Source organism: Mycobacterium hackensackense, assembly GCF_025822555.1.
Taxonomy (GTDB): Bacteria; Actinomycetota; Actinomycetes; order Mycobacteriales; family Mycobacteriaceae; genus Mycobacterium; species Mycobacterium fluoranthenivorans.
This window is the reverse complement of sequence record NZ_JACKUC010000030.1, coordinates 374,002-389,084: the sequence shown is the minus strand read 5'-3', so window position 1 is coordinate 389,084 and position 15,083 is coordinate 374,002. Positions and strand designations below refer to the sequence as shown.

The window sequence follows — 15,083 nt, the reverse complement described above, 5'->3', positions numbered from 1 at the left end:
CAGGGCAGGATTTGGTACATGGCCGAATCCTCGCCCCAACTGGGCCGTTTTCGTGTGCTGGACGCCAAACCCGTCAACCTCGACGGGTTCAGCGTCACCGCGCCCGAACTCGGGCTGGCCGCCATGCACAGCCCGTTCGATCCCGAGCCCTCGCTGGTCTTCCGCGCCGGCAAGGTCCTGGAGCTGGACGGGAAACCGGCCGAATCCTTCGACGTGATCGACGAATTCATCGCGCAGTACGGTATCGACCTGTCCGTGGCGGAGGAGGCCATGGCGCTCGACGATGTCACGCTGGCCCGGATGACCGTCGATATCAACGTGCCCCGCGCCGAGGTGGTGCGCCTCATCGGCGGCACCACGCCGGCCAAGCTCGCGCGCGTCGTGGCGGTGCTCAGCCCGGCCGAGATGCAGGTCGCGATGCACAAGATGCGGGCCCGGCGCACCCCGAGCAACCAGGCGCACGTCACCAACCAACTCGACGACCCCCTGCTGATCGCCGCGGACGCGGCCAGCGCGGTGGCCTACGGCTTCCGCGAGGTCGAGACCACCGTGCCGGTGCTCGGCGATGCCCCCTCGAACGCGGTCGCGCTGCTGATCGGCTCGCAGGTCGGGGTACCCGGGGCCATGGCACAGTGCTCCATCGAGGAGGCGCTGGAACTCCGGCTGGGGCTGCGCGGCCTGACCAGTTACGCCGAGACCATCTCGCTGTACGGCACCGAGCAGGTCTTCACCGACGGTGACGACACCCCGTTCTCCAAGGCGATACTCACCTCGGCCTACGCCTCCCGGGGCCTGAAGATGCGGGTCACCAGTGGCGGCGGGGCCGAGGTGCTGATGGGCGCGGCCGAGAAGTGCTCCATCCTCTATCTCGAATCGCGCTGCGTGTCACTGGCGCGGGCGCTGGGTTCCCAGGGGGTGCAGAACGGCGGTATCGACGGGGTCGGTGTGGTGTCCTCGGTGCCCGAGGGCATGAAGGAGTTGCTCGCCGAGAACCTCATGGTGATGATGCGCGATCTGGAATCCTGTGCGGGCAACGACAACCTGATCTCGGAATCCGATGTGCGCCGCAGCGCGCACACCCTGCCGGTGCTGCTGGGCGGCGCCGATTTCATCTTCTCCGGCTTCGGTTCCATCCCGCGCTACGACAACGCCTTCGCGCTGTCCAACTTCAACGCCGACGATATGGACGACTTCCTTGTCCTGCAACGGGACTGGGGTGCCGACGGCGGGCTGCGCACGGTCAGTCAGGAACACCTGGCCCGGGTGCGGCGGCGGGCCGCCACCGCGGTGCAGGCGGTGTACCGCGATCTCGGCCTGGCCGACTACGACGATGACCGCGTCACCGCCGCCGTCATCGCCAACGACTCCCGCGACCTGCCGCCCGGTGACCCGAAGGCCGTCGCCGAAGCCGCGGCGTCCATCGAGGCCCGCCAGTTGACGGTGTTCGACGTGGTGGCGGCGTTGCACCGCACCGGCTACACCGAGGAGGCCGAGGCCATCATGGCGCTGACCGCCGAACGGCTGCGCGGCGACCAGTTGCAGACCTCTGCCATCTTCGACGAACAGATGCGGGTGCTGTCCAAGGTCACCGACCCCAACGACTACCGCGGTCCCGGAACGGGATACGCCCTCACCGCGGCGCGCCGGGCTGAGATCGACGATATCCGGCAGGCCCGCACCACCGCCGAACTCACCGCCGACCAGGCCGACCATCAGGGCCACCTGGTGCTCACCGAGATCGAAGAAGCCCGCCAGGGCGCCAACCCCCGCGAGGTCTGTATCGGGCTCTCCCCGGCGCTGGGCCGCACCGTCTGGCTGACGCTGTGCGGGCTGACCGTCGGTGAGGCGATCCGGCAGCTCACCGCCGGGCTGGAGGAGGAGGGCTGCGTGCCCCGGTTCGTCCAGGTGCGCTCCACCATCGACGTCGGGCTGATCGGCCTGACGGCCGCCAAACTGTCCGGCTCCGGTATCGGAATAGGGTTGCAGGGCAAAGGAACTGCGCTCATACACCGCCGTGACCTGGCCCCGCTGGCCAACCTGGAACTGTTCAGCGTGGCCCCGCTGCTCACCGCGCGCAACTATCGCGAACTCGGCCGCAATGCCGCCCGGCACGCCAAGGGCATGGCTCCCGTCCCCATTCTCACCGGAGGCACCGATGAATCGATCTCGGCGCGGTACCACGCCCGGGCCGTCGCACTGGTCGCCCTGGAGCGCGAGGCCAGCGAACCCGGCGCCGCTCCCGTCACGGTCGAGGTGACACGGGCATGACCGGCGAACCCACCGACAAGTACACCGTCGCCGCCGCCGTCGAGGGACGGTTGAGGTTGTCGGATCTGCAGATGGACCCGGCCACCCTGGCACACCAGGCCATCGTCGCCGAAGAACACGGCAACCCCCAGCTCGCCGAGAACTTCCTGCGCGCAGCCGAATTGGCGCTCATGGACGGCGAAGAGGTGATGGCGCTCTACGAGGCGCTGCGCCCGTACCGCTCGACCGCCGCCGAACTGGAGGCGCTGCGGGTGTCGCTGCACACCCGCGGCGCCACGCGCTGCGGCGCACTCGTCGAGCAGGCCGCCGTCGTGTATGCCAGGCGGGGCTTGTTGCGTTGAAGACCATCGCCGGGATCGATATCGGCAACCACACCACCGAGATCGTGCTGGCCCGGGTGGGATCCGGTCGCGCCGAACCCCTGGCGCACGGTCAGGCGCCGACGCGCGGCCGCAAGGGATCCCGAGATTCGCTGGAGGGTGCGGCGGCACTGCTGACCCGGATCGAGGTGGACGCCGGGGTGGCCGCCGACCGGGTGGTGCTCTCGGCCATCCGGCCGGTGGACACCGCAACCGCCCCGCTGCCGCCGGCCGCCTCACCGCGCTCGCCGGTGATCAGCCTGCGCCGTCCCGACGCCAGCACCCCGGCGGGCACCGGCTACGGGGTCGGCCGGCACGTGCCGGTCCACGCCCTGACCGGCCCCGTCGCGCCGGATCCGGTGGTGGTCTCGATCGGTCCGTCCATCGACTACGAGGAAGCCGCGCAACACCTCTGCGATGCGGTGGCCGCCGGGTGGACCATCGCCGGGGTGCTCGCCGCCGAGGACGACGCGGTGCTGATCGCCAACCGGATCCCGATTCGGGTGCCCGTCGTCGACGAGGCCGATACCCACCTGCTGGACCCCGATGTGCTGGTCGCCGTCGAGGTGGTCGCCGACGGCAGCGCCTACCGCCTGCTGGCCGACCCCGTCGCGCTGGCCGCCGCCTTGCAGATCAGCCCCGACGAACTGCCGTGGGTCGCCGAGTTCACCAGGGAGCTCGCCGATGCGCCCGCCATCGCGGTGACCCGCCGCACCCGGGCACCCGAACCACCGGCGAGCGAGGACGATTACGTCGACTGCGTCGTGCGGGGTGAGACCGTACGGTTCTCACCCGAACAGGCCTACCCGCTGTTGCGGACCGAACCGCCGGGCACCGCCGTGCGGGTGCGGCTGCGGTCGTGTAAGCACGCCGAGGACGGGGTCGCCGTCGACGACGCCTATTTCACCGATCTGGCGGCCATCGACAACGGGGCCTGGCTGCGGCGTGGCGTCGCCGACACCCGGGGTGCCGTGGTGGCGTTGTTGGCTGCCGACCACGTCGCCGACGCCGCCGAGACGATGACCGAGCTGACCGGCCGGCCCGCGCACACGCTGGCCGCGGAGCCCGCGGCCGCCGCACGGGGCGCCTTGACCACACCGGGGCTGCCAGACGATGTCATCGTCTGCGATATCGGCGGCGGCACAGTCGATCTGGTCGGTGCGGGCCGTACGGTCACCGCGGCGGGCGCGGGGGAGACCATCACCTCGGCGGTGGCCCGGGTGCTGTCCATCCCGCGGGCACTGGCCGAACGCGTCAAACGCAGCCCCGCGCTGCGTGTCGAGGGACCGCATCTCGCCCACGAAGAGGACGGCCGGCGGGTGTTCCTGGACACTCCGGCCACCGCGGACGCGATCGGGCGGTTGTGCACCCGCGGTAGTGCGGGTCTGGTGCCGTTCTCCCGCACGCTGGCCGCCGAGGAGTGGCGCAGCCTGCGGCTGGCGGTCAAGGAGGCGACGGTGGCCTCGAACATCGTGCGCTGCCTGCGCGCGTTCGACCGGATGCCCGCGGTGCTCGTGTTGGCCGGCGGCGGGGCGCTGGACGACGAACTGATCCGCACCGTCGGCGAGGCGCTGCGCGGTGAAGTGGTGGTGGGCCGCGCCCACATCGACGGTGTGCACGGCCCCCGCTACGCGGTGGCGTCCGGGCTGGTGCACCTGGCCGCTGAGCAGGAATGGGCGTCCGAGGTCAGCTGACCCGGATGGAGAACCGCGCCGTCACCGGGCCGCCGGCGGCCACCGCGTAGTCGCCGCGGCGCAGCGCGTCGGTGGTGGCGGCCATCGGTTCGACGGCCACCAGATCGTCGCCCGCGGGCGCGAACAGCTGCGCCGCCGGGTAGCCCTGCTCATAGGTCACCTCAAGACGGCGCCCACCACCGGACAGTGCGAACACCGCACCGTCTTCCACCCCGGTGAAGCCGTCGTCGAGGGTGCGTGTCCCGAGGGGTTCGGCCGAGGCGGGCCACTCCCGCTGCGCACCGGTCGGGATGCCGGCCTCGTCCACCGGCAGGTGCTGTAACGCAGGGGTCTGCAACACCCATTCGGCCCGCGGTACCCCCGGGATCTGCAGATAGGGGTGGTAGCCGAAACACAGCGGCACCGGCGCCGCAGTGGTCGGGGTGACCGTGGTGGCGATGGTCAGGGTGCGGTCGGCCAGGGTGATGTCCTGGGTCAGCACATGCGGAAACGGGAACGCGGCCAGCAGCCGCGGGTTACCGCTGTAGTCGAGGGTGGCCGTCAGCCGGTTGTCGGTGCGGGCGGTGACCAGCCAGCCCGGGTAGGCGGCCAACACACCGTGGATGGGCAGGCCGTTCGCGTCGGCGCGCACCCCGCCGGTGCCCGGGGTCAGTGTCACCACCGCCCCGTCGACGGCATAGCTGTTGGCGCTCAACCGGTTCGCCCACGGATACAGCAGTGGGATACCCATCGTCTTCCCGTCGGCCACATAGGCGGCCAGGCCGCGCCGCTGCCCCAGGTATTCGGTGCCGTCCTCGGCCAGGGAGGTGCCGATCATGCCCGCACCCGGCACGAAGGTGGCGGTCAGCGCGGACGACGGGTCGTGCAGGGTGACGTTCTGGAACGCCGGATCGGACTGAGCCACCGGTGCATCCTCTCTCAGTGCAGCGGATCGTGCTGGATACGTTCGGGGGGTGCGCCTTTGGCGATCAAGGCGGCCTTGGTCGCGGTGACCATACCGGGACCCCCGCACAACAGGATCTGCCGGTCGCCCCAGCCGCCGTAGCGCGTCACGACGGCGGGGAGCAGGCCGTTCTGACGAACGTGCAGTCCGCGCGGCGGCTGGACGTCCGGGTAGTCGGCGGCCCATGGCGGGTCGGTGGCGAACTCCGACACCGGGGTGACGGACAGCCACGGATTGGTCGAGGCGATCTCCCAGAGGGTGCGCAGATCGTAGAGATCGCAGGGGAACCGGCCGCCGAAGAACAGGTGTACCCGCGGATTCACCCCGTACCGGCACAGGTCCATGATCAGCGTGCGCAACGGCGCCAGCCCGGTGCTGCCGGCGACCATCAGCACGTCACCGCCATCGCGGTCGACATGCAGCGCGCCGTGCGGATTCGACAACCGCCAGCGGTCACCCGACCTGGTTTCGCCGACGATCGCGGTGCTCACCATGCCGCCGCTGACCGATCGGACGTGGAACTCGATGGCCCCGCCGGGATCGGCGGGGATGGACGGTGACAGGTGGCGCCAGCGCCGCGGCCATTGCGGCACCTGCACGGTCAGGTACTGGCCGGGGTGATAGTCCAGCGGATGGTCGAGCTGCAACCGGATCATCGAGACATCGCGGGTGACGCGGATGTGGTCGATGACGGTGCCGTCGTGATACGGGAGCCCGGGTTCTGCCTCGGCGGCGCCGCTCATCACGCCGGTCAGGAGTTGCACGACGTCCCCGGCCGCTTCGGCGACCCGGGCGTCCCAGCTGCCGGGTAATTCGGCGCGCAGCGTGCCGAGTAAGGCCGTGGCCAGGGTCTGATAGTGCGCGGCTGTGACACCGTATTTGCGGTGGTCGCGCCCCAGCTGGGCCAGAAATGCGACCGGCTCGTCGGCGCGTTGCGCGATCAGTTCCGCCAGCAGCCAGGTGAGCGCGTGGGCGAAGTTGTCGCGCTGGTGGGCCAGGTCGGGCGGGAACAGGTCACGCGCCGACATATCGGTGGCGAACCAGCGGGTGTAGAACCGGCCGACCATGTCGGCGTCGACGGCGGCGCGCAACGTCTGCAGCGCGTCACGGTCGTCGAGTCCCACGTGCGACGAGTCTAGTTATCGTCGCACCCGGCGGCGCTACAGGGCGTGAATTCCCTTGTACAACACGAGAAGACCGATGACCAGCAGAATGGCGGCCACCAGGGCGGCGTGCTGGCGTTCCATCCACTCCTTCAGGCGCTCCAGCGGCTGGGCCAGCCGGTCGCCCGAGACGGCGTAGCCCAGGATCGGGATCGCCGCGGTGGAGGCCGAGACCGCGACGAAGCACGCCAGTGCGATCCACGCGTGCATCGTCCCGATACCGGCGGTGCCGATCGCCAACCCCGCTGCGGCGCAGATGAACAGCACCTTGGGGTTGACCACCGCCAGCACCATCGCCGTCACCAGGGCCCGGCCGGGGGTCAGATCGGCCATCTTGCGCATCCACGCCGGCGAATGCGCCGACTGCTTGCGGGTGAACCACCGGTAGCAGCCGAACACGATGAGCAGGGCGCCCACCACGATCCGCAGCCAGGACGCCCATGCCGGCGGCTTGTCCAGATTGCCCATCAGGTCGGCGACTTCGACGAAGATCGCCGTCAGCGCACCGGTGCCCAGAATCCAGCCGAGCAGGAACGCCAACCCGGTCTGGCGCGGCCGCGCGGTGTGCAGGGCCAGGACCGCCGGGATGATGGTCAGGGGGGAGAGCGCGATCACCAGGGCCAGCGGGATGAGTTCGGTGAGGGTGGAGCCGAAGTTCCCGGACATAGCGCAGAACCTAACACCTGGCGGGGCGCGGCCGCGTACTCGCGCGACATGTACCGGCACCCGCGGTGGCGGCAAACTGACAATCCGGTAAAAAACCGGCCGGGCGTGCCCTCACTCGGTAGTCTGCGATGCGGTCCACCGTCGCGTGGACATGATGTCCTGGGAACGGGGACCGCGTGAAGATTCGCACAGGTCGACGGCGGTTCACCGCAGTAGTCGCCGCCATCGCCCTGATCGCGGCACCGACCGCCGCCTGCGCCGCGTCGAAGGTGGCGCCCCCGCCGGCGGCCGGTGTGAACGCCGGGCCGGATGGCAAACCTGCGCCCTTCCGCGAACCGGTCCGGCTCAAGTCCAAGGACGGTGTGCTGGAGGTACGCCTGTCGGCGCACCAGGGCACCGTCAACCTCGACACCGTCCCCGAGCCGGTCACCAACTTCCTGGTGTTCGGCTACGACCTGATCAAGGGCACCGCCTCGGACGGCTCCACCAAGGGCGACAACCTCTATCCGGCACCGACCCTGCGCGTGGACCCCGGCGAGAAGCTGGTCGTGCACTACGACAACGATCTGGCGGGTCTGACGATCAAGGACTTCTACGATCCGGCGTTCACCCCCAAGGGCGGTGAGGTACCCATCTACCCGCCGACGCTCACCGAGGCGCCGCTCAATCTGCACACCCACGGCCTGCACGTCAGCCCGTCCGGCAATGCCGACAACGTGCTGCTGAGCATCCCCGCGGGGATGGGCAACACCTACACCTACGACGTCCCGAAGAACATGCCCAACGGGCTGTACTGGTACCACAGCCACCGTCACACCATGACCACCCAGCAGACCTACGTCGGGCTGGCCGGGCTGCTCGAGATCGGCCGTCCGGACGGCAATCTCCCGCTGGTCACCGAGAACAACATTCCCGTGCGCGACATGGCGTTTCAGTACAACTATGTGTTCGACCGCAAGGGCAAGGGCCACCAGCTGAACAACTACAGCTGGCCGCAGTTCGTCAGCACGCTCACGCCGCCGCAGGGTAACCAACTGGCCGACGGCACCTACCAGCCCAGCCTGGCGCCGGTGAACATCGCCGACACCAGCATGGGCGCCCAATACCTCACCCCGTGGTGGGCCGGACCGCTGTCGCCGCACAACAACCGCGGCCAGACGCAGTTCATCCCGCAGAACCTGATGAGCTTCGACAGCCCGACGGTGAAGATCCCCGAGAACGACCGGCTCCCGGAGAACGAACGCGACGTGCAGTTCACCGTGAACGGCCAGTTCCAGCCGGAGCTGAAGATCAAACCGGGCCAGACCGAGATCTGGGCGGTGGCCAATATCAGCGATATCGGCTACATGACCGTCCGTTTGACCGAGACCGCGACCGGAAACCATCCGAAGTTCGCCATCGTCGGGCAGGACGGCAATCCCTACACCCAAGTGCAGCGGCCCGTCTACGGCGACGGCACCACGCTGAGCGTCCCGCCGGGTTCTCGGTACGCCATCGCGGTCACGATGCCCAAGGAAGGCGACCTCGTCCTGGAGTTCCCACCGAACCCGGAGGCCAAGCCGCTGGTACTTCCCGGTGTGGTGTACACCAACAACGGCACCGAGAACACCCCGGCGGTACTCGGCACGCTCACCGTGGATCCGAAGTACATGAGCTTCGCCGACGGATTCTTCGTGTTCCCCACCCAAACCCTGATCCGCGCCACCCCGGATACCAGCGGGCCGGGCCAGACCACGGTCTTCGAACCAGGCCAGAACCTGGACGCCTACACGTCATTCGTGGACACCTCGGTGATGACGCCCGCGGTCAACCGGGCGATGACGATCACCGACACCATCGGTGGCGACAAGGCCAGCAACAACGATCCCAAGGCCGTCATCTACATGTTCGAACCGGCCGGGTTCCCGAACGTCCCGCTGATCCAGCCGAGACTGAACTCGGTGGAGGAGTGGAAGATCACCAACTTCAACAACGATGCGCATCCGATGCACATCCACGTCAACGACTTTCAGGTGATGGCGATCGACGACCCGAACCGGGGGAAGACCGGTGTGCAGCCGTGGGGACTGGACAACGTCAATGTGCCCGCGCCGGTGTTCAACGATATGCACGTCGTGAGCACACCGGCCACGCTGACCCTGCGCCAGGAGTTCCTGGAGTTCGTGGGCACCTACGTCATCCACTGCCATCGGCTCAACCACGAGGACAACGGGTTGATGGCCACCATCAACGTCATCCCGGAGGTCTCGTCGTATGCCGTCGCGGTTCCCGGCGGTCACGGCAAACCGGCCTCGATACAGGTCCGGGACGGTGGCGAGAACGGGGCCGGCGACAAGGTGTTGCAGACCGTGTATCCGTTCCCCGATTTCGAGGGCACCCCGTCGGTGGCGATGGCCGATGTGAACGGTGACGGCATCCTGGATCTGGTGGCCGGCACCGGGAAGGGCGTCGCGCCCGAGGTGGTCGCCTACGACGGCAACAACACTCGGGACGGACTGTTCAAGACCGAGCTCGCCCGGTTCACGCCCTTCGACGCGGACTTCACCGGCGGGGTGTCCGTGGCGGCCACCGATATCGACGGAAACGCGCTGGCGGACAACATCATCGTCGGATCGGGTCCGGGGATGGAGTCGCAGATCAAGGTGTTCTCGTCCACCCTGCCCGACATCGGAAAAGCCCCGGAGGTGTTCTCCGCCTTCACGCCCTATCCCGGCTCCCAGGCCGGTGTCACCCTGGCCACCGGCATGGTCGAATCAGGGTCGGGCCGGGAGAGCGTCGTGACGGCACCCGGTCCCGGTGAGCCGCCGCTGGTCAAGTCCTTCCGATGGGACCTGTACACCCCCACGGCCAGGGCGCAGGCGAATGGCACGGCCACACCGCAACACGCGGGCAAGCCGTCGGATCCGAAGATGACCGCGCAGTTCCTGGCCTACGACGAGACCTACGAAGACGGTGTCGCGCTGTCCACCGGCTGGGTTGCCGGGGCTGAGGGCGGCTCCAAGAGCATCGTCACCAGCCAGCTCGGTGGTGCGGGCACGGTGGTGGTGTGGTCCAGCGGGTCGCTGCTCGACGGTCAGCCGGCGATATACCTGGACAACCCCAACCACCACGAGGGTGACGTCAAATACCAGCAGATCTCGTCATTCGCACCATTTCCGGCAGGGGGTGCCACCGTCGCCACCAGCAGCACCGTCTACGGCGCCGACCTGCTGGTGGCCGGCGGTAACGGCGAGGTACGCAAGTACGGGCTCGCGCGGTCCGCACCCGACGCGAAATCCCTGACGCCCAAGCTGATCACCTCGTTGCCGCCGATCGCGCGCGTGGCGGGTGTGGTGCCGCTGGGCGGTCGCTAGGGCAGGTGCCAGAACACCCTGGTCCCGAGATATACCGCCGCGGTGGTGGCTGCCATGACCGCGGCCACGGTGCCGATGCCCCGCCAGTTCGTCTTGACCACAGGCACATCCGGTGGTGGACGCAGCCAGTGTTTGAGCAGCGGGTTGACGTAATAGGGCATGGTGATGAAGCTCATGACGAAGCTTGACAACAGATTTCCGATCAGCATGCCCAACCACAACGGCATCTTCAACGGCGACAGCGCCAGTGACAGCAGTACCACCGTGGGGTAGAGGCCGACCCATACCGCCAGGGAGGTCTTGACATCGGAGGGCGGCGCCGCGGGTGCGCCGTGCTCGTCGAAGGCGAACCAGCTGCCGAATGAGTTGTCGATGGTGCGGGCGTGGAAGTCGGAGAACCGTTCACCCTCGGCGAGGAGTGCACGGCGTTCGGGGGAGATCAGCCAGGCATCCAGATCGTCGGCGTTCTCGTAGCGGTACAGCGCTGTCCACTCATCCTGTACCCCGGCGACCGGGCGGAACAGTTCGGCACCGCGGAACCCGCGGAACTTGCTCTCCGCCAACCGAAGCCGCTGCTGCCAGGCCAGGAAATCCTCGACGTGCTCCGGGCTCACCCGGTGGCTGACCACCACCGTCACCAGCGGGTCGGTCGGGCGGGCGCCGCCGCCGATGACCTGCTGCGTGCCGGGGCCGTCGAGATAGTCCGCGCCCGCGGCGAGGCGGTCCTGCCGGGTGGCGCTGTTGATCCAGGCCTGCACGTGGGCCACCGAATCGAACCGGTACACCACCACCCAGTCGGGTTGTACCGCGGTGGGCGGACTGACCTCGGCGGCCAGGAAGCCGGGGTACTCGGAGGCCGCCCGGTTCAGATCCAGTTGCCACGCCTCGAATTCACGCTCTCGGCCGGCGCGGACCGGTTGGCCGATGATGACGGTGGCCGCCATGTCGGTGTTCCTCTTCGCATCCATGGCTCAGGGGACCGGGACGAGTTCGTTGAGCCGCCGGAAGATTCGCTCGGGAGTCAACGGCAGCTCGCGAAACCGTACCCCGGTCGCGTCGTACAGGGCATTGGCCAGCGCCGGCGCCACCGGGTTGATACAGCATTCGGCCATCCCCTTGGACCGCATCGGTCCGACGGAATCTGTGGAGGGGACCAGCAGCACCTCGGTGCGCGGCGTGTCGGCATAGGTGGGAATGCGGTAGTTGCGCAGGTTCGGATTGGTCATCACACCGTCGGCATCGACATGGTGGTTCTCCGTCAGCACAAAGCCGATACCCTGCGCCACACCGCCTTCCACCTGTCCACGGACCTGAGTCGGATTGATCACCACCCCGGCGTCGGTGGCCTGCACGCTGTACAGGATGCGGATCTCCCCGGTGACCCGGTGCACCGCGATGCGGAACCCGTGGGTGTTGGACGTGACGCTGCGCGGCGATCCGTACGCCTTGCGGGCCTCGGTGAACCGGATACCTCGCTCGCGGCCGGCCGCCAGAATCTCGGTCAGGAGCAGCCGGGTTCCCGCGCAGTCCACCCCGTCGTCGAGCAGGACGCAGTCGGCGACCGGCACCCCGGTGTGCGCCGCGGCGAAACCCCGCAGCCGGTCCCGGAGGGCGAGGGCGGCCCGGTCCACCGCGTTACCGGCGACGAAGAGCCCGGCGCTGGCGAACGCCCCGGTGTCGAAGCCGGTCCGGTCCGTGTCGGATTGCACCAGGTGGATGCGCGACGGTGTGGTGCCCAGCCGGGTGGCGGCGATCTGCACGTGCGCGGTGGAGGTGCCCTCACCGAATTCGACGGTGCCGACCGCGATCTGGTAGCTGCCGTCCTCACCCAAGGTGGCCCAGGCCTCCGAGATGTGCTCGGTGGGCGGGGCGGTCTCGTGCAGCGATGTCGCGGTGCCGACCCCGACCAGCCAGTCCGGGCCCAGCGGCGGACCGTCCGCGTTGCGGGCCAGCGCCGCGTCCACCAGGTCGATGCACGCGGCGATGCCGTCCTCGGTGAACTCGACGTCGTCGGGATGGTCGTCCAGGGCCAGCAACGCATCCCCCGGCCGCACGATGTTGCGGCGGCGCAGCTCAAGTGGGTCGATGCGCAGCTTCACGGCCAGTTCGTGGATGGCGGACTCCACGGCGAACGCCGGCTGTGTCATACCGTAGCCGCGCAGGGCACCGCTGGGCACCGTGTTGGTGTACACCGAGTAGGCATCGAATTTCTTGTTGGCACAACGGTACAACGCGATCGCGGCGGCCGCGGCGAACAACGTCTCCCCACCGTGGTTGCCGTAGGCGCCGGTATTGGACACGTTGCGGAACTGGAATGCGGTCAGGGTGCCGTCGGCCTTCGCGCCGAGTTTCACCGTCACCTTCATCGGATGCCGCGGGGAGGCGGTGGTGAACTCCTCCTCGCGGGTGTACTCGAAACTCACCGGCCGGCCGGTGTCGAGCGCGGCCAGCGCGGCCAGATCCTCGGAGATCACTTCCTGCTTGCCGCCGAAGCCACCGCCGACCCTCATGCAGAACACCCGCAGTTGGTCGGGGCGCAGGTCGAACAGGTGTGACAGTTTCACCTTCGCGATCGACGGCGACTGGGAGGCGGTGCGCACCACGAGCTTGATGTTCTTCCCGTCGCTTCGCTCGCCCCTGACGTCTTCCCCGTCGCTTCGCTCGCCCCTGACGTCTTCCCCGTCGCTGCGCTCGATCCAGGCGATGGACCCGTGTGTCTCCAGGTGCGCATGTGCCACCCGCGGGGAGAAGTAGGTGGCCTCGTGGATCACGTCGGCCTCGGCGAAACCGGCGTCCACATCGCCGATCTGGCCGTGCAGCTCGAGCAGGACGTTGCGCTCCGGGTCGCGCACGAACGGGTCGTCGGAGCCGTGCAGCTGCGGCGCCCCGTCCGCCATCGCCTGCTCCGGGTCGAACACCGCGGGCAACACCTCGTATTCGACGGCCACCCGGCGGCAGCCCTCCTCTGCGGCGGCGACGGACTCCGCCAGCACCGCGACCACCCGCTGCCCGACGAACCGCATCACGTTGTCCAGGATGTAGGTGTCGTCGGGGTCGACCAGATGATCGGTGTGGATGGCGGTGGTGAACCGTTTGCGCGGCACATCTTTCCAGGTGTAGACGCGGTGCACCCCCGGTATCGCCAGCGCGGCGGTGGTGTCGATGGACACGATGCGGGCGTGCGCATGCGGCGAGTGCAGCACCTTCAGGTGCAGCAGTCCGTCGATGGCGGTGTCCATGGTGAACTCGGCCCGTCCCGTCACCACGTCCCGGCCCGCGGGGGCGCCCACACTGGCACCCACCGCGTCACCGGGTGCGGCCTCCTCGATTCCCACCCGGCCGTGCACCGCGTCTTCGACGGCCCGGTAACCGGTGCAGCGGCACAGGTTACCCTTCAGCGCGCGAGGCAGGTCCTGCTTCTGCTCCTCGGTGAGTGCGGCCGAGGTCATGATCATCCCGGCGGTGCAGAATCCGCACTGAAATCCCGGGGCGTCGAGGAACCGGCGCTGCATCGGGTGCAGATCGTCCGGGGTGCCCAGCCCTTCGATGGTGGTGACCGCACGGCCGTCGGCCCGGAACGCCGGGGTGATACAACTGTGCACCGGCTTGCCGTCCAGCCACACCGTGCAGGCGCCGCAGTCACCGGCATCGCAACCCTTCTTCACCCCGTGCCAGCCGAGCGAACGCACGAAGGTGCGCAGGCACTGACCGGGTTGCGGTGCGGCGTCGAACGATCGGCCGTTGACGGTGTAGGTCATTCGCGCAGCTCCTGGGTGATCTCGGCGGCGAAGTGCTTGGTCAGGTGCCGCCGGTGGTCGGGGGCGCCGTTCGCGTCGTCGAACCAGACATCCTCGGCGAGTTCGTCGATACGGTCCCGCAGTGCCGCCGGGTCGGGGTCGCCGGCGAAGGCCAGCCGAACCGGGTGGGTGGTGCCCGCGGTGAGGGTGATCAGGGTCGCGCCGTCACGGCCTTTGGTGCCGATCAGGAACACGGTGGAGCGGCCCAGTGTGGTGAGCGTGAAACGGCGATGGGCGACCCGCTTGCGCAGCGCGCGGTCGGGAATGTCGATACCGCGCAGCAGTTCGCCGGGGGCCAGCACGTTGCGATTGTTGCCCGTCACGAAATCGGCTGCGGGAACTCTACGTTCGGTTCCGTCGGCGGCTTGGAGCAGATATTCGGCCTCCAGCGCCACCGTGAGCGTGATCATCGGACCCGCGGGCAGGGACATGCAGATGTTGCCGCCGACGGTGGCCGCGTTCCAGACCTTGAACGAGGACAGAAAGGCCTCGCAACTGATCGGGATCAGCCGGGCTGCCGGCCACTGCGCGGGTGGGGCGAGCGCGTACAGGTCGCCGATGGTGCACATGGCGCCGATGTGCAGCCCAGCCTGCGATACATCGAGTTCGCTCCAGCCCAGCGGGGCCAGATCGATGAGCCGGCGCAGCTTCGGCTGCGGATCGGAGAACAGCCACGTGCCGCCGGCCAGCCAGGCGTCACCGGGACGCCACAGCGCCCCGGGAGGTTCGGTGGGTCGCCGGATGACCTCGGTGACGGTGTTGAGATCCAAGCCGGGCTCCTTCGGTCGAGTGCCCCCTGGCGTGTCGCTGACACTAAAGCCTGCCGGCCCCCCGGGCACG

10 protein-coding genes are annotated in these 15,083 nt (G+C 68.8%); 4 read left to right on the top strand and 6 right to left on the bottom strand.

Annotated features, from left to right (window positions below; translation table 11 throughout):
* The first annotated feature begins 18 nt into the window (after positions 1 to 18).
* Genes H7J86_RS11360 through H7J86_RS11350 form a run of 3 tightly spaced genes read left to right on the top strand, consistent with a single transcriptional unit; the run spans position 19 to position 4,321 of the window.
* The gene (locus tag H7J86_RS11360; protein ID WP_267291008.1) at positions 19 to 2,268 is read left to right on the top strand and encodes a propanediol/glycerol family dehydratase large subunit; all 2,250 of its coding nucleotides are present in this window, start codon (positions 19 to 21) and stop codon (positions 2,266 to 2,268) included.
* On the top strand, positions 2,265 to 2,609 hold the full coding sequence (locus H7J86_RS11355; protein ID WP_090358664.1) for a diol dehydratase small subunit: 345 nt from the start codon (positions 2,265 to 2,267) through the stop codon (positions 2,607 to 2,609). Before H7J86_RS11360 ends, H7J86_RS11355 begins: the two co-directional genes overlap by 4 nt.
* On the top strand, positions 2,606 to 4,321 hold the full coding sequence (locus tag H7J86_RS11350; RefSeq protein ID WP_267291007.1) for a diol dehydratase reactivase ATPase-like domain-containing protein: 1,716 nt from the start codon (positions 2,606 to 2,608) through the stop codon (positions 4,319 to 4,321). Before H7J86_RS11355 ends, H7J86_RS11350 begins: the two co-directional genes overlap by 4 nt.
* Here the strand turns inward: H7J86_RS11350 and H7J86_RS11345 are convergent.
* From H7J86_RS11345 to H7J86_RS11335, 3 genes are read right to left on the bottom strand one after another with little or no spacing between them, the layout of a single operon-like run.
* A complete protein-coding gene (locus H7J86_RS11345) occupies positions 4,314 to 5,225 on the bottom strand; it encodes an aldose 1-epimerase (RefSeq protein ID WP_267291005.1) in 912 nt (303 codons plus the stop codon). The two genes, H7J86_RS11350 and H7J86_RS11345, sit on opposite strands and share 8 nt — an antisense overlap.
* 14 nt (positions 5,226 to 5,239) lie before the next feature.
* Entirely contained in the window at positions 5,240 to 6,388 is a 1,149-nt protein-coding gene (locus H7J86_RS11340) for an FAD-binding oxidoreductase (protein WP_267291003.1), read from the bottom strand.
* Positions 6,389 to 6,424: 36 nt separating this feature from the next.
* Positions 6,425 to 7,093, bottom strand: a complete 669-nt coding sequence (locus tag H7J86_RS11335) for a GAP family protein (protein WP_090358671.1) — start codon at positions 7,091 to 7,093, stop codon at positions 6,425 to 6,427.
* 176 nt (positions 7,094 to 7,269) lie between these two features.
* On the opposite strand from H7J86_RS11335, the gene H7J86_RS11330 reads away from it, so the two are divergent.
* Entirely contained in the window at positions 7,270 to 10,446 is a 3,177-nt protein-coding gene (locus tag H7J86_RS11330) for a multicopper oxidase domain-containing protein (RefSeq protein ID WP_267291001.1), read from the top strand.
* Here the strand turns inward: H7J86_RS11330 and H7J86_RS11325 are convergent.
* The 3 genes from H7J86_RS11325 to H7J86_RS11315 are packed head-to-tail and all read right to left on the bottom strand — an operon-like array spanning position 10,443 to position 15,013.
* Positions 10,443 to 11,414, bottom strand: coding sequence for an antibiotic biosynthesis monooxygenase (locus tag H7J86_RS11325; protein ID WP_267290999.1), 972 nt, complete (start codon positions 11,412 to 11,414; stop codon positions 10,443 to 10,445). The genes H7J86_RS11330 and H7J86_RS11325 overlap by 4 nt on opposite strands.
* A gap of 3 nt (positions 11,415 to 11,417) precedes the next feature.
* A complete protein-coding gene (locus H7J86_RS11320) occupies positions 11,418 to 14,204 on the bottom strand; it encodes a molybdopterin-dependent oxidoreductase (RefSeq protein ID WP_267290997.1) in 2,787 nt (928 codons plus the stop codon).
* The gene (locus H7J86_RS11315) at positions 14,201 to 15,013 is read right to left on the bottom strand and encodes an FAD binding domain-containing protein (protein ID WP_267290995.1); all 813 of its coding nucleotides are present in this window, start codon (positions 15,011 to 15,013) and stop codon (positions 14,201 to 14,203) included. Before H7J86_RS11315 ends, H7J86_RS11320 begins: the two co-directional genes overlap by 4 nt.
* Positions 15,014 to 15,083: the final 70 nt, after the last annotated feature.

What these genes read in the sequence shown, in the direction of transcription:
- H7J86_RS11335 (WP_090358671.1), bottom strand. Translation starts at nt 7,093, where the DNA reads ATGTCCGGGAACTTCGGCTCCACCCTCACCGAACTCATCCCGCTGGCC.
- H7J86_RS11325 (WP_267290999.1), bottom strand. Translation starts at nt 11,414, where the DNA reads ATGGATGCGAAGAGGAACACCGACATGGCGGCCACCGTCATCATCGGC.
- H7J86_RS11320 (WP_267290997.1), bottom strand. Translation starts at nt 14,204, where the DNA reads ATGACCTACACCGTCAACGGCCGATCGTTCGACGCCGCACCGCAACCC.
- H7J86_RS11360 (WP_267291008.1), top strand. Translation starts at nt 19, where the DNA reads ATGGCCGAATCCTCGCCCCAACTGGGCCGTTTTCGTGTGCTGGACGCC.
- H7J86_RS11355 (WP_090358664.1), top strand. Translation starts at nt 2,265, where the DNA reads ATGACCGGCGAACCCACCGACAAGTACACCGTCGCCGCCGCCGTCGAG.